Raw genomic sequence first — 20,730 nt, forward strand, 5'->3', positions numbered from 1 at the left:
GCGCAGGGAGGGTGTCGCGCAATGATGCGTCACGAGGCGTCCGAGGTCCGGCTCGCCGCGGCTTTCGCCACTTCGGGCGAAGGGTCGTCGCGCAACCGGTCGAGCGTCTCCTGCGAAGTGCCGGGGTTCAACGCCACCGCGCGCCGCACCATCGTCGCGAGAATCGCCGGGGCACCGGATTCCTCCGATACTCCGAGCCTTGACAGCACGTCCAGGGTGTCGGCGTCAAGATCGGTGTTCTGCGCTCCCTCCAGCCGCATCTTCCATGATGTGCGCTTGTTGCGCAGCGCCGCGTCGCGCACCTCGGGGACCTCGTCCTTGGTCAGGCGCCCCACCAGCCAGTTCTTGTCGTCCTCGTTGGCCGCCACGGCCCTGCGCACGTCCGGACTCGGGTCCGTCGACAGCTTGACCAGGATGTTCGGGAACGGCATCGTCTCCGCCAGCATGATGCGATCTTCCAACGGCGTGTGCCGGTTGCCGGCGACGGCCTCCAGTAGTGCCGTCGCACGGGAGAACGCCGCCTGATCGGAACGGTCCGGCAACGGACGGCGCGCGAACTCGGACAGTTCCGCGCTATCGGTGGAGTGCCGCAGCCGCTCATACGTGGCGGTCAGAGGCTCGAAGGGCGTGGAGTCAGTGGCGCTGTCGGGCTGAGACTGCGTGTCAGGCTGAGACTGCGCTGCAGTCTGCGCCATGGCCTCGCGCACCGTGGCCTCGTCATCATGTCGTTGCATCTCGCTCATAGTCATCACCATACCCGAGGGGTCGCCGAACCGAACCATATCTTCCGCAAAGTATTGCGTTCCTGCTGACGGGTGAGCTGAGTACCACAAAAACCACCCCCAGTCATACTACGCATGACAGCCCCCGCCAGCGGGGGCGATTAGGAGGTGGACATGCTGCGCATAACATCGCACCTGTTTAGATTGCGACGGGACGGCTTATCAGTTCACCGGATTCGGGCGTCACCGTCGCGCTGAACGTCTCACGCACGCGCCGGAGAAATTCCCGCTCACGCTCCACCGGCACCACCGCGTCCAGTACGACACGGTCACTGTACCGCTCATTCTCCAGCGCGGCCCCGCAATCCGAGGCGAGTTGACGGAACACGTCAAATTGCGGGTACTGCAGCGCTGTCGTGTATCTGCGGCACGTCTCGATGGACGCCAGTCTGGCCACCTTGACGCCCAGCGAGGCGGCGGACGAATACGCGCGAATCAGCCCGCCCGACCCCAGCAGGATACCACCGAAATACCGGGTGACCGTCACTGCGCAGTTCATCAGATCTCCCTGCCGCAGCACGTCGAGAATGGGCTTGCCGGCGGTGCCGGATGGTTCGCCATCATCGCTCATCCTCTCCCGCACGCGACCATCGCCGTCGACGCATATCGCGGCGTACGCCACATGCCGGGCCTTGGGGTGCAGCTGGCGAACGGAATCGACGAACAGCAGCGCCTCGTCCAACGCATCCACATGGCACACATCGGCGATGAACTCGGACTTCTTCTCCACCAGTGCGTCATGCGCCGGCCGGTCGGACGTGTCAAGAACGGTTTTCATCGGTGATGTTCCACTCCTTCACGACGTTCTTGTCGGCGCCCATCGAATAGATGACGTTCCATATGCGCTGGCGCACCTGCGCATCCTGCGATTCGGACCAGCATGTGCCGTTGGGATGGTCGCTGGAGATCGGGCACCACTGGTATGAGCCCTGCCGCATGTTCGCGGTCGGCACCCAGTCGATGCGGCTGACGCGCCATGCCCCGGCCACGCCCTTGCGGCCGGCGAACTGGATGCGGGCGGTCACGCCCTGATTGTTGACGATTCTGCTGGCGGGGGCGCTGACCGTCACCGTGTTGCCAAGCCCGTAGATGATCCACGTGCCGTTGTAGTTCTCGATGGGCTGCGCACAATGGCATCCGGCGCCGTAGATCACGTCGAACGCGCCGGTGTCCGCGAGCTCATGCGCCTCGGAGACCTGCCACGAATCGGCGTAGTCGATGTATTCCTGCACCGAATGCATGGCCATGGCCACCACGTCGGCGCCCTGTTCACGGGCGGCCTTGGCCTTGGCGACGGCACGGTCGATGTCGGACTGATGCTGAGGGTCGCCGGCTTCGCGCAGGCGGTCGACCTGCCAGTCATGGTCGGCGGTCATGCCGTTGAGCGACACCGTGCCGGTGACCAGGCCGAGCTTGCCGCCGCCCGTGGGCGAGTCGATGACCAGCGGCTTGGTGGAGTCCTCCTCGGTCTTGTACGAACCGGTCTGCGCGATGCCCTTGGACGCGAGCGTATCCCACAGGCGGGCGATGCCGTCGGCACCCTGATCCCATGAATGGTTGGTGGCGTGCGTGCAGGCGGTGTAGCCGACCGAGGCCGCGGCATCGGCGACCTCCGGCGGCACGTTGAATACCGGATAGCCGGTGTAGGGACCGCCGCGTTTGGCGATCGGCGTCTCGAACTCGCACACGGCGATGTCGGACGCCTGGATGTATGGCTTCATGGTTTCGAACAGCGGCGTGAAATCGAACGCCGTGCCGTCGGTGGCGGCGGTGTTCGCACCGGCGAAATGCTTCCACAGGTTCGGATGGAACAGCAGGTCGCCGTTGACCAGCATGGAGATGCAGTCGGTGTCCGGGCAGTCGGGCGAATTGCCATGGTGCTCCACAACCGGTTCGGGTACGGCCTGCTTGTTGTCGAGATCGACCCGGGTCACCGTCGCGGCCTTGTCCGGTTTCGCGACGGGAGCGGCGGCCTGCATATGCCGCACGACCAGCCATCCGCCGCCGACGAGCACCGCCACGATGACCAGCACGACGACGAGCGCCCTGACGGGCGAATGCGATGCCGTCGTCCTGTGATGCCCTTTTCCCCGGATGTGCCCCATCGTACGCTCCTTGCTCATCTCGTCCTGATGGTTCTCAGTCTAACGCCCGTCAGCTACTGTCCAGTAAGCGGACACGACACGCGCGGGCGAATCTCCCATACGACACAAGCACAGACGTGCGACACGCGCGGGAAACCGGCATATGCAATCACATTGCGGCGGCATCTTTCTTACTATGTGAACGATGACATCATTATGCCACGGTAAACGAAGGGGGTAGAATGACTGCTTGGAGACGGACGGACAATGGCGTACCTCCGCCCCCCCTGCTTCGCTACAAGGGACGATACGCCTTGCCCGGATGACCGGTCGCGCGGATTATGCACAACCGGCTTTCTCATATCATGACCACACAAATCCCAGCGGACATTCAGCTTTTCGCGGCTTACCGATTCCCCACCAGTCACACAGCATCGACCCACGCGCCGGCGGCTCCAGCCTGCTGCCATAATACGGGCTGCAATAGTCGTTCTTGACGTCCCTCGAGAAAGACCCGGAAAAAGCAAAAAGCCCCGGGCAAACGTCCGGAGCCTAGTCGGCGGAGACAGAGGGATTCGAACCCTCGAGCCGCTAAACACGACTAACACCTTAGCAGGGTGCCCCTATCGGCCACTCAGGCATGTCTCCATGTTGCACATTGGCGCAACAACATGGCATCTTACCATCGTCCCCCGGACTTCAGCAACACGGTGTGCCGCACGCGGCGTCATACGGGGCCTGACGGCGGGTCAACGCGCCGGATTCGAGTCGCCCGTGAACGTGACGATCCCCGCGACGATCAGCAGCGCGACGCCAGCAATTTCGCGGCGCCCTGCGCTCCGACAGGCCAGGCCACGCGCGGGCGGCAAAGAGATTGCGACGGCCGCTCCCCAACCGGTACGGCAAGGCCCGCTCCATCCCGGCCCGGCACGGTACGATAAGGGATATGAGTACCGCACCTAGACTGGCCGCCGCCAAACGCGATTGGGGGCATGACGAGACCGGCTGCACGGTGCTGCACATCGACATGGACGCCTTCTACGCCTCGCTGGAAGTGGCACGTCATCCCGAACTCAAAGGCAAGCCGGTGATCATCGGCACCGGGACGCGCTCGGTGGTGTCGGCGGCGAGCTATGAGGCACGGCGTTACGGCGTCAATTCGGCGATGGCGAGCGCCCGTGCCCGTCAGCTGTGCCCGGACGGCGTGTTCCTGCCGGTGGACATGCACTACTACCGGATGATGTCTCGGCGCATCATCGAAGAGGTGTTCAGCCAGGTCACTGACCGGTTCGAGCAGGTTTCGGTGGATGAGGCGTATATGGACGTGTCGGGGGCGCTGCTCGCCTGGCAACGGCCGACCCGGATCGGCGCCTGGATACGGCAGGAGGTCGCCTCGCGGTTCCATGTGACCTGTTCGGTGGGCGTCGCCGCGAACAAGCTGGTCGCGAAAATGGCGTCGACGAATGCGAAGCCTGATGGCATGCTGCTGATTCCCGTCGCCCGGCACGCCGAGTTCGTACAGATGATGCCGCTGCGGGGCATACCCGGCATCGGGCCTTCGCTGGAGCGGCGGCTGGCGGAGTGGGGCGTGAAGACCGTGGCCGACCTGGCGAAGATGAGCGAGCAGACGCTGGCCACGGCCATCGGCTCGCAGACCATGGCCCACGGCCTGTGTATGGCCGCGCGTGGCATGGATGGGCGTGCGGTGACGCCGTACACTCCGGAGAAGTCGATCGGCTCCGAGAGCACGTTCCCCGAGGACACGCGCGACATGCGCCGGGTATGCGACCTGCTGCGCCGGTGCTGCGACGAAGTGGCGAGCTCGCTACGCAGACGCGGTCTGGTGGCGCGGACGGTGACGGTGAAACTGCGGTTCGCCGATCTGAGCTACAAGTCGATGTCACACACCATGGAACGCGCCGAGGACACGGCCGCCGCGCTGTATCCGCAATCCGTAGAACTACTGTGCCGGATGCTGGGGATCGAGGATGGCGTCGCCGCCATGCGGAGCCCCGACACTCCCCTGCCGCGAGACATCCGGCTCGCCGGCATGAGCGCGAGCGGACTGGCGAGGTCGGCTGGTTCGACCGTGCAGCCGACGTTGGATGACGTGCTGGAGGAGACCGAGGCACAGTCCGCCGGAACCGTCACGCGGTCGGCGCGGCAGCGCGACGCGGAGCAGGCGCTGGACGCGATACGCCGCAAATACGGCAAGGGCGCGGCGTCGCTGGGATTGTGAGCCGGTGGGTGAGCCGACCAACATCAGCGCGAGAGACGCCTCGCCGCGTCGGCGACGGCATCGTCACTCGCGGTGGCGGAGAAGCGCAGGCATTCCGGCGCTCCGTAGAACTCCCCGGGGCTCGCTATGATGCCGAGCGCGGCCAGATCGTCCATGTCGCGCCAGCAGTCGCCCGACTTCGCCCGCACCCACACGTACAGCGCCCCCTGCGGCATGCGGGCGTCGTATCCGGCGGACCGCAGCGCGCCGACCAGCGTCTTCAGACGGCGGCGATAGCGCGTCCATTGGGTTTTCGCCGCATCGAAATCACGCAATCCCGTGGCCATCGCGGACTGCACCGGACCGGGGATGATCTGCCCGATCTGCTTGCGGTACGCCGACATCTCACGCACCAGGCCGGCGTCTCCCGCGATGAACGCGGTCCGGTATCCCGCCATGTTCGACTGCTTGCTGAGCGAGTACAGCACTAGGATCCGGTCTGCGGTACCATCGCAGACGGTGGTGTTCAACGCGCACGGGGACGTCGCCAACGACACCGGCGTCGACGTGCCGGCCTCGGCACCGTCCACGTGGAAATCACGCGAATTCGACGACCAGCACATCAGGGCATAGCACTCGTCGGACAGCACCACCGCGCCGATGCGACGCGCCGCCGCGACGATATCGGACAGCCAGCCGCCGGACAGCACGCCGCCGGTGGGATTACACGGCGAATTGACCCATACCGCCTTCACACCCGGCACATGGCACCATGAGTCGACATCCGAGACGTCATCGACCTTCAGCACGCTCGCACCGGCCAGCTGCGTGCCGATCTCGTACGTGGGGTACGAGACCTTCGGCTGGACCACGACATCGCCCTCGCCGAGGTGCAACAGCGAGGCCATCAGCGCGACGGCCTCCTTGGAGCCGACCGTGGGCACAACGTCGGCGTTGATGGATTGCAGGTCCACGCCGCGCACGGCACGGAACCATTCGAAGATGGCGTCGCGCAGATCACCGGATCCGGCCGTCACCGGATAGCCGTGCGCGTTCTTCGCGTCCGAGGCCGCGGCAAGCGCCTCACGCACGGATTGCGGCACCGGGTCGACGGGAGAGCCCACCGACAGGTCGACGATGCCGCCCGGCACCTGTGCCGCCTTTGTCTTGTACGGGGCGATGCGAGACCAATCGTATGGCGATGAATAAGCGTGAAAGCCCATGCTGGTCCTTTCCTCGACGTCCTCCGGCCGGCCGTGGCGTGTCACCCGGCGAAGGAACCGTGCTCTATGAAAGCGGCCGCCGCACAAGGCGACGGCCTGCAGAATGATACCGGGCGGATCAGTCCTGATTCTGAGGCGGCAACGCGGCCACCTGCTCGGGATCGTGGCCGATCGGGCCGTGTGCGGAAGCACCGCCGAAATCACCGACCTCGGCGAAGAAACTCACCGCGGCATCCTTGTACCAAGCCCACTCGTCGGGCAGGTCATCCTCGTAGAAGATGGCTTCGGTCGGGCACACCGGCTCACACGCGCCACAATCGACGCACTCGTTCGGATTGATGTACAGGGAACGCGAACCCTCGTAGATGCAATCGACCGGGCACTCGTCCACACAAGCCTTGTCCTTGACGTCCACGCACGGCTGGGCGATAACGTATGGCATGACTCCTCCTTGGCTTAGCTTGACTTACCACAGTACGCGGCAACGGGGACGCACGGTCACGCTCCCGCCTTGCTCCACCCCGCGAAAGTCCCATTTAACGCGCACGAGATGGGACTTTGGGCGGCTAACGCAGGTCCATGCCGACGACGACCGGCTCGGGGACGAGGCGGACGCCGAACGCCGCCTCCACGCCGTCCTGCACGGCATGCGCCAGCGCCGCGATGTCGGAGGCGGCCGCATCCCCGCGGTTGGTCAGTGCCAGCGCGTGCAGCGTGGACAGGCCGGCCGGCGAGGATTCGTCGACCTTGAACCCCTTATGGAATCCTGCATGATCGATCAGCCAGGCGGCGGAGGTCTTCACGCCCGCCGTGCCATCCGGCAGCGTCGCGGGGAAACGCGGGGCGTCCTGCGGCAACCTATCGGCCGCATCGGCGGGAAGCACCGGATTCATGAAGAAGCTGCCGCAGCTGTGCCGGTCGGGATCGCGCACGACGGGCGTGTCCGCGCCTGCGGCCAGCTGGCGACGCTGCGCTTCGAGCGCGATGCGCACGTTGACGTCGCGCTTGGTGCCGGCCATCGCCGGCTGAAGATAACGCGCGGCATCCTCCAGCATCCCCTTGGCCGCACGGACCTTGAGCACGGCGTTGCGGATGGCCGCGGTCTCCATGCGGTCACAGACCTCGACTCCCAGCGCCTTGGCGAGCTGTCCGTAACCGACCGTGCCGGTGGCGCTGTGCCGCAGCGCGAATGTCACCGACAGCACCACGTATCGCGGCGTCGGGAAGAACTCGCCGGCCGGCACCGCCGGAGCCTGATACATGCTCGTCTTGAGAGCGCTCATACGGTATCCGAATCCCATGTCGGCAGCCGCGATGTTCAGCGTCCGCTTGTCCCGACGGTCCCACGCTTCCACGGATTCGACCGCGCCTGCGACTTCCTGTCCGTACGCGCCGATGTTCTGCACCACCGAGGCGCCGACTGTGCCGGGGATGCCGGACAGACCTTCCACGCCCTCCAGCCCGAGCTCGACGGTGAACGCGACGAAATCATCCCAGTTGCAGCCGGCTTCGGCGTTGACGTGCACGATTCGCTCGCCGTTCTCGACCGGCGCGGCCTCGTCGGGCACGGTGATCTGCCGGCGGGCGTCGCGCACGACGACGCCATTGAACGGCCCATCAGCGACCAGCAGATTGGATCCGCCGCCAATCACGCATAGCGGCAGCCCTTTGGAGTCCGCGTCCTCCACCGCTTCAATCACCCCGACGCGCGAGGTCGGTTCGATGAATCGGGCGATATGGCCGCCGACGCCGATAGTGGTCAGATCTGCAAAACTCGTCATGCTCTCTAGGGTACACGCGCCCGTCCCGCGAGCGGCGGCCGTGCGACGGCCGGGGCGATGAAACGACAAAAGCCCGACCGGTGAAGGTCGGGCTTTTACGACAAAGACTTGATAAAGCTCAGCGGGTCTCGCGGTGCACGGTCTGCTTGCCGCAACGCGGGCAGAACTTCTTCAGCTCAAGACGGTCGGGCGTATTACGACGGTTCTTCGTCGTGATGTAGTTACGCTCCTTGCACTCAGTGCATGCCAGCGTGATGCCCGGACGGATATCGGCGCTTTTGCTTGCCATGTGGTTCACCTCTGTGGTCGTTGTTTACCGGTGGCTTACCGGCCTTTGTAGCGAGAAAGAGACTCGAACTCTTGACCTTACGATTATGAGTCGTACGCTCTAGCCAGCTGAGCTATCCCGCCAGAGAGCCCCGAGTGAGAATTGGACTCACGACCTCTTCCTTACCAAGGAAGTGCTCTACCACTGAGCTATCGGGGCGTGGCGGATAGTGGATTCGAACCACTGAAGCACGAAGCGGCTGATTTACAGTCAGCTCCCTTTGACCGCTTGGGAAATCCGCCATGGCTGCTTGTCGAGGCTGTGGCCTCAACCGGCAACTTGGCTATCTAAACACAAGTCGCCAACTTTTGCAACTCGCGTGTCGCGCACGGCATGTCGCAAGTATTTCCAAGGTATCACGGCATCTCACCTTCGATACTCGCATCATGTTTTTCTGCGCAATGACGCCGGGAACGGCCATCTGAACATCCGCCAGACCGCATTGCCGCGTCGTTTCGCGGCGACGGCGCACCGGGCGTACAACCCGCGCAACGGTTCCGGCGACGGCGCGACGGACGTCGGACGCGCCGGCTGTCACATGGTCCGCGAGTTCGGCCAGATACGCGCCGAAATCGGACTCCCCTTCCGGCGTCACGGCTTCCAGACATTCGGCGATGCGACCGGCAATACCGCGCTCAGTGTCGACAGGCGACCATCTCACGCCCGCGCCCCATGCCGAATCGCACGCCTCGCGCCACGCCGCACGCCAAGCCCGCCCCATGCCGTTCGTCGCGTCCGGCGATCCGGTCTCTCCGACCGCCTCCATCAGGCCGAACCGCATCCGGCGTCGATGCCGGCGCACCCTCGATGGGCGAGCACCGGGACCACCACCGAGCGCACGTCATCCGCCATCACGAAATCACGACCCTGCATCAGCGCCCGCGCACGGGTCATCGCCGCCACGTTGAGGCTGCCTCGCGGCGACACTCCGAACCGCACGCCCTGCGCGTCACGGGTCGCCGCGGACAGCGTCATTACCGCGAGCTCAATCACCTCGCGGGAGCACGACAGCACACCGGCAAGCGCGTCGATGATGTCGCCGATGACCGCCGCCGACATGGCGGGAGTGTCGATCGCGATGTCTTCGTCAGCTCCGCCGTTGCTTTCGATACCTGTTGCGCGTACCACCCCAGTCGGCTCCGCCGACAGCCCCCGTCAGCGAGGTGCGGCTATTGTGCGGCGTCCCATACGGCGCGGGACAGTTCGGTGATCTGGCTTGGGGCCACGGCTGAGGAGATGTCGTTGCTCATCACCGCGAGCACATACGGATGGGTGCCGAACACGATCGCCACGTCGTTCTGAACGGCCGCCAGCTCGCCGGTCTTGTTGGCGACCTTCACACCGGACGGCACGCCCGCGGGAATCTTGGTGCGCCGCGTCTGGCCGAGCAGCAGCTGCATCATGCGTTCGCTGGCGTTTTTCGACACCAGCGTCCCGGCGTACACCTGAGAGAGGAACGAGCCGCAGTCGCGCGTCGAGGTCCAGTTCTCCACCGCGTTGCCCGAGGCCATGCCGGTCAATGTGCGCAGCTCCTCGCTGGAGGTGAAGCCGTATCGTTGCGCGATCGCGGTGACGGTGGCGATGGCGGCTTTGCCGTCGCCGTTGCCGATGCGCGACAGCAGCCCGTTCGCAGCTTCGTTCGAGCTGACGGTGATCATCTGCTTCAGCAGGGCGTCCACGTTCACGTCATCGGTGATGGTGCCATGCTCGATGCCGTCGAACACGGCCAGCATGATGTAGAGCTTGACCAGTGACGCCGCCACGAGTTTCTCGTCGTTGACTGTGACGTCGCGGCCGCTTTCCAGATCGATGTAGGTCGCCGACCATGTGCCGCCGTACTGCGCGAGCTTGGTATCGAGCACCTGTTTGACGGCAGCGACACGCGTCTCACTCGGGTCGGGTTCTTTCGGCGCTGCGGGCACGGGCACGGCCGTGACCTCCCGCGCTGATCGGCTTGCCGCAATTCGGACATACCATCATGATTGCCTGCCTCATCGGAATTCCCTTGTATCGTCTTCCCTTCCCGCGCAGTCTACCAAACGAGTGCGGCCAGACATAGGAAAACCCCGGCGCATATCATGCGATCCGGGGTTCCGTGCTGACGGCGCTGTCGTGCAGCGTTCACTCAGCCAAGAATGGCGAGCACGTCACGAGAGGAGACGATCAGGTAGTCCTCGCCCTCGTAGTGCACTTCGGTGCCACCGTACTTGGAGTACAGCACCTTGTCACCGACCTTGACGTCCATGGGGATGCGCTCGCCCTTGTCGTCACGACGGCCGGGGCCGACGGCCAGGACTTCACCCTGCTGCGGCTTCTCCTTGGCGTTGTCCGGGATGAACAGACCGGACGCGGTCTGGGTCTCGGCAGCGGCCTGCTTGACGATGATCTTGTCTTCCAACGGTGTGAGCTTGATCGACACTGTGGGTCACCTCGTATTCTTGAAATCCAATCGTATGGTCCCGCGATGGAATGCCGCCATTCAGAGGCTGACGATCACTTCGGGCATCATCCCTTCGCGCTAGCACTCATCGTAGCGCGATTGTTAGCACTCTGCCAACTCGACTGCTAACGCTCTGAGAGAAAATCACACGCAATCACGACGAGCGGCGCGCGAGAATCGCCTCAAGGCCGGTTCCCAGCGAGTCGGAGGACGCATCCGGGGCATCCACGCTTGACCGCACCTCCGTCTGATGGAACGCGTCGGTATCGTTCACCGAGGCGTCATCCATGACCGCGGCGACGGTGGCATCCGCATCCGCCTGCCCTGCATCGCCGCCGTCCACGGTGGCGGGCTGCTCGGCAACCAGTGCGGGAACGGCCTTCGCGACCTGCTTCGTCGATTTGATCTCCAGGCTCTCCGGCGCGGGCGCATGGCGGTCGACGCCATTGCGCGGCTCACCCAGCGAGAACGAAATCAGATCCTGAGACGCGGCCACTTCGAAGGCGTCCAAGGCCGCGGCCGGGTGCACCCGATCCAGTTCCGTGGTCATGTCGCCGCCCGAGGGGGCGCTCCCCTCCTCGACGACCACTTCGGCATGGGAGTCCGCGGGCTCCACGACATTCGTCGCGGACTCGTCCGCGGACGGCTGCGCGACGGCATCCTGCCGCGGCTCAGGCTGCACGGCCGACGTTACGGCCGCTTCCGGCTGTTCCGATGCCGCATCCACATCATGCCGGCCGTTTTCGGACGCAGCCATCGCATGAGCCTTCTGCCTCGCCTCACGGGCGGCCAACGCGCGATCCTGCTCGATACGTGCGCGGTGAAGCGCCTGACGAATCTCCCGGCGTTCCATCACGTCGGTCTTCACTTCGGTCTCGGCAGAGGGATTCGCGGTGGCGGTTACCTGGTCACCGGCCGTATCAGCGATTGCCTTCGCCGCAGACTTGTCTGGGGACGTGGACTTTGCCTGAGACGGGGACTTTGCTCGCGGGCGGGCACTCGCCCCGGCCCGTTTCGCCAGACGTTCCCTGCGCCGCGCCTCGGCCAGCGCATGCTCCCAGCGACGGGCCTGACTGGAGGCCCGCACGCCCAACGCCAACACGACCGCCAGCAGCACGCCCGGAATCAGCGCGAACAGGGCGCTGAAAGGCAGGACCATCGACAGCACCAGTACCAGCACCGTGATCAGCAGCAGCGATAGCGCCAATATGCGCCGACGACGGACCGCCGCACGCCGAAGCTCGCGAATATGCGCCACTTTCGCCGTGGTCGGCGTCGTGGTGCTCGTTTGCGCCCGCTGCATAATAGCCCCTTTCGGCTGCGGCGTATGCTCGTCGGAGAATCGAGTACCGCTGTCGGCATCCACCAGATGCAACGACGACGAGTACCTGTCCTGACGGTGCTCGGCCACCTTTTTCATGCTGTTGACCGTCCGCCTGGGCAGCCAGCCAACCGCGATAACCATCAGAATCACCAGCACCACCACGGTGCTCAGCGACTCATAACCCATGTCCTTAAGAATAGGAGACTCCCCTTACGATTGCACTGATTCCGGCATGGCGTGTCGAGCTATCAGACGATGGATGAACCCGTCGCCGGCGTCCTCGGCGAACAGGCTGTAGGTCTCATGATCGCGCCACTGCCCGTTGACGAACATGTACCGGGGCCGCACGCCCTCATAATGACACCCCACTTTACACGCCACCCTGCGGGAGCGCTCGTTTTCCGGCAGTAATGCGATTTCCATGCGGTGCAGCCGAGGGCCGGTCGGATCACAGAACGCCCAGTCGGCGAGCAGCGCCACCGCCATCGGTGCGAAGCCATGCCCCGCGTACCGCTGATCGACCCAATACCCGATCACACCGGTGCGCATGGATCCCAGATCTATCGCTCCCAGCGAAATCTGGCCGACGATATGCTCATGATAATCGATAGCGAACACCACTCCGCGGCCGGTCTGCTCGTTGTGACGCATCTGCTGCATCCACTGGTTGTAGGTCATCGGCGAGCCGTGCATGGGATCGCCTGACTCCCATGGATGCAACCACGCATCGTTGCGCCACCGCACCTCGTTCCACTCCTCTTCGTCGTCCGCCGTGATCGGCCGCAGCTTTATCGGGCACTGCGGAATGCCGATCCACCGCGGCACGCGGATGGATGGCGCTGCCGGCTGCCGGAACACGGCGCATATCGATTGCAAAACGGACACGCACCCATTGTGCCATCGTCGCGTCTCCGACACGGCGCACCGTCCGCCGATGACGGACATTCGTCCGTGATAGAACGTAACCATGAACCTTTGCCAACGCCGGCAGACGACCGATGCCGATATGTCGGACGATCTGCGCAAGAGACAGCTGAGACGGGACGCCATCGCGCGGCGTAAGACCGTGACGCGGCAGGAACGGGACGCGGCCGCGGCGGCACTGGCCGAACACATTGTGCCGTTGCTGGACTTGGTCGGCGTGCAGGCCGGCACGTCTGGCGTCATGTCCGCGCCACACGGCCGCGGACACCGGCCGCCGACCGTGGCCGCCTACGTGTCGATGGGCAGCGAAATCCCCATGCGGCCGCTGCTGTCCCTGCTGCTCGACCGCGGGCTGCGCGTCCTTGTGCCGCGCTTGGGCTCCGGTCTGGACGTGGGATGGGCTCTGCTGCCCGACATGGCCTCATTGCATGGCGTGACCTGCGAGGGAACCGGCATGGCACAACGGCCGGATGAGCCGGATACGCAGACGCTTGGCCCGGCGGCCCTTGGCGATGCCGACCTGATCATCGTGCCCGCGCTGGCCGTGGATGCGCATGGCGTCCGGCTTGGGCGCGGCGGCGGCTGGTATGACCGCGCGCTGACATACCGACGCGGAGGCGTGCCGGTCGTCGCCGTCTGCTGGCCGTGGGAATGCATGGCAGACGACCTGCCCCGCCAGTCTCACGATATCCCGGTCGACTGGGTGGTCACGCCGCAGGGAGCCCAACGCCTGTAGTTCGCCATCCGCGCAAGTTCGCGGAGGGAACAAAACGAGACGTCGAGCGGCGCGGTGTCCGCGTGACGACTAGGATATGAACGGACTTGATGCGTATGCCGGGCATCGCATACGTGCCGGAATCATATAATGAGCTTCGACCAGGGAGGAACCGTGCCAACCTATCATTACCGTTGTAAGAACTGCGGATACGATTTCACCGAGCAGCAGTCGTTCGAGGACGACCCGATCACCGTGTGCCCCCAGTGCGGGCAAGAGCAGGTGCGCAAGGTGTATTCCGCCGTGCCGATCGAGTTCAAGGGGCACGGCTTCTACCGCACCGACGGGCGCGGCGGCTCCGGCAAATAAGCAGCTGCCATTGGCGCGTTCGCCGTCTTCCGGCGGCCAGTGCTCGGCCCGCGCATGTGCGACACGCCCAAGATGTGGATAACTGCCGAGCCTTCGACCACATTTTCGTCACGGCTTGCGCATCGGAACAACGTTCAGTCACCATGCTTGCATGGTGACTTTTTCTATATTGGAGAAGCTGAAGCGCCCCACGTTGCGCCAACGTCGGATGCTGCGGCTCACACGGCGGCTGATGGCGGCCTGTTGCACGGCCATTGCAGCATTCGCGACACTGCAATGCGTGACGGCGAGCATCGTCACGCAACCGGTCGTGGTGGCGGCACGGCTCATCCCACGCGGCGCGCGTATCGGCGCGGAGGACGTGGAGATCCGGCAGATGCCCGTATCGGATGGTTGGGATACGGCGCTCGATGCGGCGAATCAGGCGGCGGGAGGCATCGCGCAGACGGACATCGCCGCCGGGCAGCCGCTGTTCGGCGCCATAGTTTCGCGGCGGCCGGTGGCGGAACCCGGTCAGACGGTGATCGATGTACGGGTCACCGGCACTGTGGACGGCATCGCGGCCGGTGATGTCATGGATCTGGTATCCGGCACCCCTTGCGACGCTTCGACTGGTACGACTTCATCGCGTGACGAATCCGCAGGCGGCCGGTCATGCGTTCTCGCGCGATCGGCCACGGCGATGGATGCCGCCCATGACGATGCGATGACCGGCGGCACGCTCATCACGTTCGCTTTGACTCCCGACGAAGCCATATCAATCATCAACGCACAGGAACTCGGTCCGATTATGGCCGTCACTGCGCAATAGCTGCAGTTGCTCAGCCGCAGCAGCCACCTCCAGTCTCGCTGTTCGCGCGACTGGGGTGGTCACCACACTCAACGTTTGTCGTTGAAGATGGCCCAGTGGGGTGGCAGTTCGCCGAGGATGCGTTTGTCGTCGTCGGCCTCGCGCTGCTGCTCGGTACGCATATCGCCCGGTTCGAGTTTCACGCCGTCTGCATCGAAGCGCTCGGTTCCGTGGAACACGACGCGTTTGTGCTCGCGCCGCGTACGACGCGAGGCACTGTACGGCCTTGGCTCCGAGGCATCTGCGGCCACACGATCCCCGTCACCAGTAGTATCGCCGCTCATCGCACATCCCCGTAGATCTCGCCGATGCGCGACACGATCGCATCGACCTCCTTGTCCGGGTTGACGAATGCGCCGACACTCCACACGCTCATCACCGACCAGCCCAGCGACGCAAGGTCCTGCATCAGGCCGCGATGCCGTTCACGCGTGGACTGCACGCTCATGAACTGCGCGTCGTCGGTCAGCACGGCCAGCGCGAACGGCTTGTCGGGCAACCCGACGACCATCGGAATGTGCAGGCCGCGGTCGAACCCGTAGTCGACGGCGGCGTTCAGTCCGCGGGACCGCACGCGCTCCGCCAGATCATTGAACAGCACATTGTTCGACCGGGTGATGGTCACCGGACGCACCACGTGGTCGTCCAGCTGCTCCACCCAGCGCAGCATGGCATGCAGCAGCTGCGGTCCGGGCTGGTGAAGTCGCTCATCGTCCAGATCAGACTCGTCGAACGCCGAAACGATATCGAGATGGCGGTCGCACAGCGCCAGCGCATCCAGCAGCATGGCACGTCCGCCTTCGCCCTCCAGCACGCCGAACTGCTGCAGCAGACGCCCATGCACGGTCTTCGCGTAGCACAACGACAGAATCACGTCCGTCGACTGGGCCCCGGCGATCTCCGGCAGCGCGACGATGCGCACGTGGCGCAGGAACTGCCCCATGGTCTTGTTCTTCGACGCCAGCGATTTCAGTTCCGCACCGAGTCGCGAACGGAACGCGTCGGTGAGCGTGACCACGGTCAGCGTGTAGCCGACTGGCACCACGTTGAAACTCGCCGCGCGTTCGGTGATGATGCGGACGACCTCATCGATCTCCTGCTGGCTGCTCTCGACCAATCCGGTGGCCATGACCGGCGTTCCGTTCGCCTCGACCTTGTGGAAGGCCACCCGGCCTTGCGACGGCTCGGTCGTGACGTCATAGCGCACCTCGCCATACCCCTGGGATTCCAAGAACGCGGCGAGCCTGGGCGCGCGCCGCACGGGGTGGGAGCGGACCTTCACGCTCGGCAGCAGCTCCATCAGCGCCTTCACGCTCGGCGAGGTCACGGTGGACCGGTGGGCCAGCACGGCCACCTGCTTCGCGCGGCAGACGATGGTCAGCAACTGGATGGCCGGAATGTGCGCGGCCGCGTCGATGATTGCCACGTCGGCGAGGGTCGTCGGATCGGTGAGCGCGGCAAGCGTGGCCGGGGTCGCCACGATGATGGGCTTGGCCGCGGCCAGGATCTCGGGGTGGTCACGGCGTATCCGGCTGAGCGGGATGCGGGTCTTGCCGGCCAGCACCGTGTGCAGCTGGTTGGATTCCTGCGTGCGGGAGAACAGCATTTCACACAGGCGGCGCATGGATTCCTGCGCGACCATCGGACCGACCGAACGCACGTGTTCGGTGTCCACCTGCGCGAAACGATCCGCAGCGGACTGCAACGCCGACCCATCCTGATTGGAGATGATCGCGGACGCCCGCACGATGTTCTCGAACACCGTGGTCCACCATGCCAGCTGCAGTTCGGCATCCACCGATTCCACCGGCACACGGCGCGTGTGCAGGTCCTCGACCAGTTCGGTGAGCCCGGCCGTCTGGAATTCATGTTCGAGACGGCAGCGCTCCGGCAGTGTGTCCAGCGCGAGATGGTCGTCGAACAGCGCCTTCAGACGTTCCTCGACGGCGACGAAATCCTGCGATTCCAGATCGCCGCCCTGCACGGTGGTGGACAGTACGGCGTCCAGCGCCGTCAGGTCGCGGGCCAGCTCCTCCTGCGTGGCGATGATGTCGTCGAGTTTGTTCGGCAGCACCGGCCACCCGCCGTGAGGCACGAACATGCGCCATTGCGCGGCCTGCTTGGCCACGACCTGCAGCGCATCGTGCAGGTTCTCGACCTGTGCGCCCACGCGCAGCAGGCTCTTGGCCTCCTTGATATGGCGGCGACGCTCCCAGAATCCGATAGTGGTGCCTTCGGCCTTGCGTTCGGCCTTGGACTTGCTCGACTCGATCATCGCGTCGATGTCGCGCTCGAAGATCTCCGGCTGGAACACGTCGAGCACGCGGCGCAGGTTCTTCAGCACCTGCACCTGACGGCCCCACTCCTGCTCGGTGTTCGGTATCGGGAACCCGCATGTCTGCACGGTGGACGACACCTGTTCACGGGTCAACGGCAGCAACTTGCGCAGCAGATCGACCACACGCTGGTAGACGGTCACAGCCTCGTCCTCGGACGTAATGGAGGCCTTGAACCAAGCGGTATCCTCCGGTCCGAGCGTGAATTCGCCGAGCTCGCCGGCACGCCTGAGCTTCGCCGCCCATTCGTCCAGATGACCGCCGATCTCACGCGCGGTCTCCTTGCGCAACCGCACTCGGGTGGCGGGATGCGCGGGCAACGTGGCGATTTCGGCGAGGTTCTGTATGGTCTGGTACGCGGACACGCCCCACTGCTTGTCGGTGCAGTGCAGGTCACCCAGATACCGGGTGAGACGGGAACGCACGCCGACCAGCTCATCGGCGATCTGGTCGAACCGGGAGCTGGCGACGCCGGGCTGGAATCCGACCGCGGCGATCAGCTGATGGTCGATGCTGTCATTGCAGCGCTCGTCCGAGACGTCGAGCACTTGGCCGCTGAGCTCATTGGCGCTGATGGCCTGACGGAAACGACGCTTCTGATCGGCGATGCACGGCACGTACAGTACGCTGCGGCCGTTCATCACGCAGCGCGACGCGATGGCGGCGGCGTAATCGGCGGTGTCACGCCCGTTGACGACATCGACTCCGAGTGAATGCCCGGCTGCGACCATATCGGCCGCGTACCGCACGGCGTTGTCGACATCGCCGACTTCGAACTCGTTGTGCGGATCGGCGTCGAATGGGCTGAACGCAGGTGCGCCGGAGTCCTTGAGCGCTTCGGCGGCCTCCTTGCTGCCCGCGAGCGCGTCCAGCACCGTGTTGCCGGTCGCCCCCTCGGCCAGCGTATCGATAATGTGCTGGCTTTCGGCAAGAATCAGCGAGCCGGGCGACATGAAGCAGCCCAGGATAATCTGCCGCTCGATGGTGAAATCGGGGAACACCTTCTCCGCACGCTTGGTGATCGCCGCGAACACCGCGGACGTTTCGGGCGTGCCGCTCTCGTAGTTGGCGCCGTTGAACAGCTCCCGCTCGTCAAGTTCGACGTGCTGCTCGCGCATCACCGTCACGAACGCGGGGTTGAGCCGGACATGCCCGACGAACCGGATCACCGCCACATCGCCTTCATCCTGGGCGCTTTGCACGGATACCGGATACAGCAGCACCGGCATGGCACCGTCGTCCCATGTGGCGACTCCCACGGTGAGAGACAGTTCCGCGACGCCGCTGACGCGCAGTTTCGCGGCCTTCTCGTCAAGCACCCGCTCCAGTCGGCGGTTCGCCGCACGCAGCATGCCGTTGTCGCGGAACAGCAGATCCAGCGACGCGCGGCCTCCCGCGAACAGCTGGGCGATGCCGGAGGGATGCGCATGGGTCAAATCGAGCTTCGCCCCAAGCTGGTTGATGTCCTCCAATGGGGACGGCACCAATCCGGCGCGGTACTGCTCATGCCATTGACGCATGCGTTCCAGCGATTGGGGCGCCTGTTGCATGCTTTCGCTCATGACCCGACTCACTTCCCTACCGCTTTGCGGTAACTCTTGTAGCCCTCATTGTTCTCCAGCGCGGCGTCGATGTCCGATTTGCCCTGATCTTCCAGCCAATTATAGAGGTCATCGTACAGCAATGGATTCATGGCAAGGAACGGCAGCAGCTCTTCGCAATTCGCGATGGCGAACTGCTCGGTGTAGTCTTCCGTGGTCTTCGCCTGGTCAGAGGTGTACCCGTTGACTTCGATTTTCGGTTCGGCGGCGGCAAGCCTGCCTTTCGACACGAGTTCGAACACCGATCCCGGCTCGAATGCGGGTCGGAACGAACCGGTCGAGTCCGCCTCGTCGTCGTTCGGTTGCGCGAACCGGCGGTGCTCTTCCGGAATCTCCCCGTGGGCGATGTCCGTATCGGCTTTCACGACGCCGTCGCCTGCCACGGCGCCGGCGGTGACTTCCACACCGGCCGCGTTGGCTGCGACCTCGTTCACCGCCTGACGGATGTCGTCGTGCGCCTCCTGATCGGATGACGCCTGCTGGAATCGGTCGTCGGACGGCTGTCCGTTCGCCAACTGATCCGCCTGCTCTGCGGGCGCGGTGGACTGCCCGGCCTCTTCGCTGTCCTCGGCGAGCGCGTCGGCGAACAGGTCGCGGGGCAACGCCACCACCGGCTTAGCATCGGCACCGGCCACGTTCAACGGCATGGAATCGGGCTCGCTCGGCTCATCGTTGGTCTGCGATTGGGCCGCGGTCACTACAGAATCAGATACAGCGGAATCAGCCGGTACCGTATCCGCGGCGGACTCGGATGCCACGGTTCCAGAAGTCACGGTTTCAGGCGATGCCGTATCGGATGTCGCAGTCTCAGTGGATACGGCCGCGTCCGCGGCATCAACGGCATCCGCAGGCGCCGCATTCTCGGAGGACTCGGCGGCTTCCGGAACCTTGGTCTCGGCATCGCTCTCGGCAGCGTCGGCCTCAGCCGGCGACACGGTTTCGGCCAGCACCGCGGCCTCAACGGGCATGGCAGCATCCGACGAAACGGCAAGCTCCGAATCCAGCTCAGCGGCGCCGGCCGCGGAATCCGCCGCCAATCCATCCGCCGTGGTCGTCTTCTGCGGCGGGAACGTCTGCGATGCGGCGGCATTCAGCTCACCGACACGCTTGCGCACGGTGGCAGCGCTGATCGCGGCGGTAGGTTCCCCGGCACGCAGGTCAAGAATGTCATCCACCGACATGTCGGCCACATCCGGCTCCTGCTTGACGGTCTCCAAAGCGTATCCGAACAGGTCGGGCACGACAAACGTGTCGCTCACCGGCTGCTCCACACGAATGAAATCGACGGGGACATCGCCGAATTGCAGGCGCATCGGTGAAGTCGGCAGCAGGAAATCGACGTTCGGCGGCAGACGCATGAGATCGCCATTGCCCCGCACCACATATGACCCGTTGGTCGAGCCCAGATCGCGCACGGTGCCGCCGCCGTTCTGACTCACCGCGAAGGTCGCATGGCGTTTCGACATGGACCGCGTGCCGTCCGCTATCTCCAGGCGTTCGGTGCCGTCATCGGGCAACGGCCGCAACGGCTTGCGCCCGATTTCGATGTTGTCTCCCGGCTTCACGGTTTTCTGATCGATGCCACCGATTCTCACCGTCCACTGCTGTATCGTCCGCTGATCGCCAGTCACGTGCCGCCCTTCCTTTCACGCTCGTTCGCATACTATGTGCCATTGTGTCATGTCCCGCTGTGTTTTCAGGGATTGATGACCGATGAATTGACAACATTATCGCATTGATGCCGGTATTTCGGAT

General features: G+C 64.7%; 20 protein-coding genes and 4 tRNA genes. 4 read left to right on the plus strand and 20 right to left on the minus strand.

Annotated features, from left to right (window positions below; all coding sequences use genetic code 11):
- Nucleotides 1-29 precede the first annotated feature (29 nt).
- The 4 genes from BBBF_RS07830 to BBBF_RS07845 all read right to left on the minus strand — a co-directional run bounded on the left by BBBF_RS07830 (nucleotide 30) and on the right by BBBF_RS07845 (nucleotide 3,514).
- Nucleotides 30-743 carry an AbrB family transcriptional regulator gene (locus tag BBBF_RS07830; protein WP_080665112.1) on the minus strand — a complete coding sequence of 238 codons (714 nt, stop codon included), beginning with the start codon at nucleotides 741-743 and terminating at the stop codon, nucleotides 30-32.
- A gap of 178 nt (nucleotides 744-921) precedes the next feature.
- Nucleotides 922-1,560, minus strand: a complete 639-nt coding sequence (locus BBBF_RS07835) for an IMPACT family protein (protein WP_013390231.1) — start codon at nucleotides 1,558-1,560, stop codon at nucleotides 922-924.
- A complete protein-coding gene (locus tag BBBF_RS07840) occupies nucleotides 1,544-2,887 on the minus strand; it encodes a CapA family protein (protein ID WP_003815644.1) in 1,344 nt (447 codons plus the stop codon). The genes BBBF_RS07835 and BBBF_RS07840 overlap by 17 nt, the downstream gene beginning before the upstream one ends.
- A gap of 539 nt (nucleotides 2,888-3,426) precedes the next feature.
- Nucleotides 3,427-3,514 (minus strand) — tRNA-Ser (locus BBBF_RS07845).
- A gap of 298 nt (nucleotides 3,515-3,812) precedes the next feature.
- Between BBBF_RS07845 and dinB the strand changes: the two genes are divergently transcribed.
- Nucleotides 3,813-5,105, plus strand: coding sequence for a DNA polymerase IV (dinB, locus tag BBBF_RS07850; protein ID WP_013390232.1), 1,293 nt, complete (start codon nucleotides 3,813-3,815; stop codon nucleotides 5,103-5,105).
- Between the two features lie 23 nt (nucleotides 5,106-5,128).
- Here dinB and dapC read toward each other — a convergent pair whose 3' ends face one another.
- From dapC to BBBF_RS07915, 13 genes are all read right to left on the minus strand, one after another.
- Nucleotides 5,129-6,307: a succinyldiaminopimelate transaminase gene (gene dapC, locus BBBF_RS07855; protein ID WP_013390233.1), complete on the minus strand. Its 1,179-nt coding sequence runs from the start codon at nucleotides 6,305-6,307 to the stop codon at nucleotides 5,129-5,131.
- 118 nt (nucleotides 6,308-6,425) lie between these two features.
- Nucleotides 6,426-6,749 carry a ferredoxin gene (fdxA, locus tag BBBF_RS07860; protein WP_003814463.1) on the minus strand — a complete coding sequence of 108 codons (324 nt, stop codon included), beginning with the start codon at nucleotides 6,747-6,749 and terminating at the stop codon, nucleotides 6,426-6,428.
- Nucleotides 6,750-6,873: 124 nt separating this feature from the next.
- The gene (locus BBBF_RS07865; protein ID WP_021648341.1) at nucleotides 6,874-8,088 is read right to left on the minus strand and encodes an FAD-binding protein; all 1,215 of its coding nucleotides are present in this window, start codon (nucleotides 8,086-8,088) and stop codon (nucleotides 6,874-6,876) included.
- Nucleotides 8,089-8,206: 118 nt separating this feature from the next.
- Nucleotides 8,207-8,377 (minus strand): 50S ribosomal protein L33, encoded by a 171-nt coding sequence (gene rpmG, locus BBBF_RS07870; protein WP_003814458.1) that lies wholly within the window; start codon nucleotides 8,375-8,377, stop codon nucleotides 8,207-8,209.
- Between the two features lie 48 nt (nucleotides 8,378-8,425).
- Nucleotides 8,426-8,499: transfer RNA gene (locus BBBF_RS07875), tRNA-Met, on the minus strand.
- Nucleotides 8,500-8,503: 4 nt separating this feature from the next.
- Nucleotides 8,504-8,575, minus strand: a tRNA-Thr gene (locus tag BBBF_RS07880).
- Nucleotide 8,576: 1 nt separating this feature from the next.
- Nucleotides 8,577-8,658, minus strand: a tRNA-Tyr gene (locus BBBF_RS07885).
- Between the two features lie 41 nt (nucleotides 8,659-8,699).
- A complete protein-coding gene (locus tag BBBF_RS07890) occupies nucleotides 8,700-9,197 on the minus strand; it encodes a hypothetical protein (protein ID WP_003814456.1) in 498 nt (165 codons plus the stop codon).
- Nucleotides 9,182-9,544: an AAA family ATPase gene (locus BBBF_RS07895; RefSeq protein ID WP_003814454.1), complete on the minus strand. Its 363-nt coding sequence runs from the start codon at nucleotides 9,542-9,544 to the stop codon at nucleotides 9,182-9,184. Before BBBF_RS07895 ends, BBBF_RS07890 begins: the two co-directional genes overlap by 16 nt.
- 41 nt (nucleotides 9,545-9,585) lie before the next feature.
- Nucleotides 9,586-10,344: a serine hydrolase gene (locus BBBF_RS07900; RefSeq protein WP_021648340.1), complete on the minus strand. Its 759-nt coding sequence runs from the start codon at nucleotides 10,342-10,344 to the stop codon at nucleotides 9,586-9,588.
- 197 nt (nucleotides 10,345-10,541) lie between these two features.
- Nucleotides 10,542-10,835 carry a co-chaperone GroES gene (gene groES / locus BBBF_RS07905; RefSeq protein WP_003814450.1) on the minus strand — a complete coding sequence of 98 codons (294 nt, stop codon included), beginning with the start codon at nucleotides 10,833-10,835 and terminating at the stop codon, nucleotides 10,542-10,544.
- A gap of 175 nt (nucleotides 10,836-11,010) precedes the next feature.
- Nucleotides 11,011-12,366: a prolipoprotein diacylglyceryl transferase gene (locus BBBF_RS07910; protein WP_021648339.1), complete on the minus strand. Its 1,356-nt coding sequence runs from the start codon at nucleotides 12,364-12,366 to the stop codon at nucleotides 11,011-11,013.
- 24 nt (nucleotides 12,367-12,390) lie between these two features.
- Nucleotides 12,391-13,125 carry a GNAT family N-acetyltransferase gene (locus BBBF_RS07915; protein WP_013390238.1) on the minus strand — a complete coding sequence of 245 codons (735 nt, stop codon included), beginning with the start codon at nucleotides 13,123-13,125 and terminating at the stop codon, nucleotides 12,391-12,393.
- 61 nt (nucleotides 13,126-13,186) lie between these two features.
- On the opposite strand from BBBF_RS07915, the gene BBBF_RS07920 reads away from it, so the two are divergent.
- The 3 genes from BBBF_RS07920 (at nucleotide 13,187) to BBBF_RS07930 (ending at nucleotide 14,999) form a co-directional block, all read left to right on the plus strand.
- Complete coding sequence (locus BBBF_RS07920) at nucleotides 13,187-13,840, plus strand: 5-formyltetrahydrofolate cyclo-ligase (protein ID WP_033509827.1); 654 nt, start codon at nucleotides 13,187-13,189, stop codon at nucleotides 13,838-13,840.
- Nucleotides 13,841-13,993: 153 nt separating this feature from the next.
- Nucleotides 13,994-14,188, plus strand: a complete 195-nt coding sequence (locus tag BBBF_RS07925; protein WP_003815625.1) for an FmdB family zinc ribbon protein — start codon at nucleotides 13,994-13,996, stop codon at nucleotides 14,186-14,188.
- Between the two features lie 232 nt (nucleotides 14,189-14,420).
- Nucleotides 14,421-14,999 (plus strand): SAF domain-containing protein, encoded by a 579-nt coding sequence (locus BBBF_RS07930; protein ID WP_225840960.1) that lies wholly within the window; start codon nucleotides 14,421-14,423, stop codon nucleotides 14,997-14,999.
- A gap of 68 nt (nucleotides 15,000-15,067) precedes the next feature.
- Here BBBF_RS07930 and BBBF_RS07935 read toward each other — a convergent pair whose 3' ends face one another.
- From BBBF_RS07935 to BBBF_RS07945, 3 genes are read right to left on the minus strand one after another with little or no spacing between them, the layout of a single operon-like run.
- Nucleotides 15,068-15,322 carry a hypothetical protein gene (locus tag BBBF_RS07935; protein ID WP_013363879.1) on the minus strand — a complete coding sequence of 85 codons (255 nt, stop codon included), beginning with the start codon at nucleotides 15,320-15,322 and terminating at the stop codon, nucleotides 15,068-15,070.
- Entirely contained in the window at nucleotides 15,319-18,936 is a 3,618-nt protein-coding gene (locus tag BBBF_RS07940; protein WP_021648337.1) for a hypothetical protein, read from the minus strand. The genes BBBF_RS07935 and BBBF_RS07940 overlap by 4 nt, the downstream gene beginning before the upstream one ends.
- An 8-nt stretch (nucleotides 18,937-18,944) precedes the next feature.
- Nucleotides 18,945-20,606, minus strand: a complete 1,662-nt coding sequence (locus tag BBBF_RS07945; protein WP_021648336.1) for a variant leucine-rich repeat-containing protein — start codon at nucleotides 20,604-20,606, stop codon at nucleotides 18,945-18,947.
- Nucleotides 20,607-20,730 lie beyond the last annotated feature (124 nt).

It is taken from the genome of Bifidobacterium bifidum ATCC 29521 = JCM 1255 = DSM 20456 (genome assembly GCF_001025135.1).
GTDB lineage: Bacteria > Actinomycetota > Actinomycetes > Actinomycetales > Bifidobacteriaceae > Bifidobacterium > Bifidobacterium bifidum.

Coding starts and splice junctions, on each gene's coding strand:
- BBBF_RS07940 (WP_021648337.1), bottom strand. CDS start 18,936: ATGAGCGAAAGCATGCAACAGGCGCCCCAATCGCTGGAACGCATGCGT.
- BBBF_RS07935 (WP_013363879.1), bottom strand. CDS start 15,322: ATGAGCGGCGATACTACTGGTGACGGGGATCGTGTGGCCGCAGATGCC.
- BBBF_RS07920 (WP_033509827.1), top strand. CDS start 13,187: ATGTCGGACGATCTGCGCAAGAGACAGCTGAGACGGGACGCCATCGCG.
- dinB (WP_013390232.1), top strand. CDS start 3,813: ATGAGTACCGCACCTAGACTGGCCGCCGCCAAACGCGATTGGGGGCAT.
- BBBF_RS07890 (WP_003814456.1), bottom strand. CDS start 9,197: ATGCGGTTCGGCCTGATGGAGGCGGTCGGAGAGACCGGATCGCCGGAC.
- BBBF_RS07910 (WP_021648339.1), bottom strand. CDS start 12,366: ATGGGTTATGAGTCGCTGAGCACCGTGGTGGTGCTGGTGATTCTGATG.
- rpmG (WP_003814458.1), bottom strand. CDS start 8,377: ATGGCAAGCAAAAGCGCCGATATCCGTCCGGGCATCACGCTGGCATGC.
- BBBF_RS07915 (WP_013390238.1), bottom strand. CDS start 13,125: ATGTCCGTCATCGGCGGACGGTGCGCCGTGTCGGAGACGCGACGATGG.
- BBBF_RS07840 (WP_003815644.1), bottom strand. CDS start 2,887: ATGGGGCACATCCGGGGAAAAGGGCATCACAGGACGACGGCATCGCAT.
- BBBF_RS07865 (WP_021648341.1), bottom strand. CDS start 8,088: ATGACGAGTTTTGCAGATCTGACCACTATCGGCGTCGGCGGCCATATC.
- BBBF_RS07830 (WP_080665112.1), bottom strand. CDS start 743: ATGAGCGAGATGCAACGACATGATGACGAGGCCACGGTGCGCGAGGCC.
- fdxA (WP_003814463.1), bottom strand. CDS start 6,749: ATGCCATACGTTATCGCCCAGCCGTGCGTGGACGTCAAGGACAAGGCT.
- BBBF_RS07835 (WP_013390231.1), bottom strand. CDS start 1,560: ATGAAAACCGTTCTTGACACGTCCGACCGGCCGGCGCATGACGCACTG.
- BBBF_RS07930 (WP_225840960.1), top strand. CDS start 14,421: ATGGCGGCCTGTTGCACGGCCATTGCAGCATTCGCGACACTGCAATGC.
- dapC (WP_013390233.1), bottom strand. CDS start 6,307: ATGGGCTTTCACGCTTATTCATCGCCATACGATTGGTCTCGCATCGCC.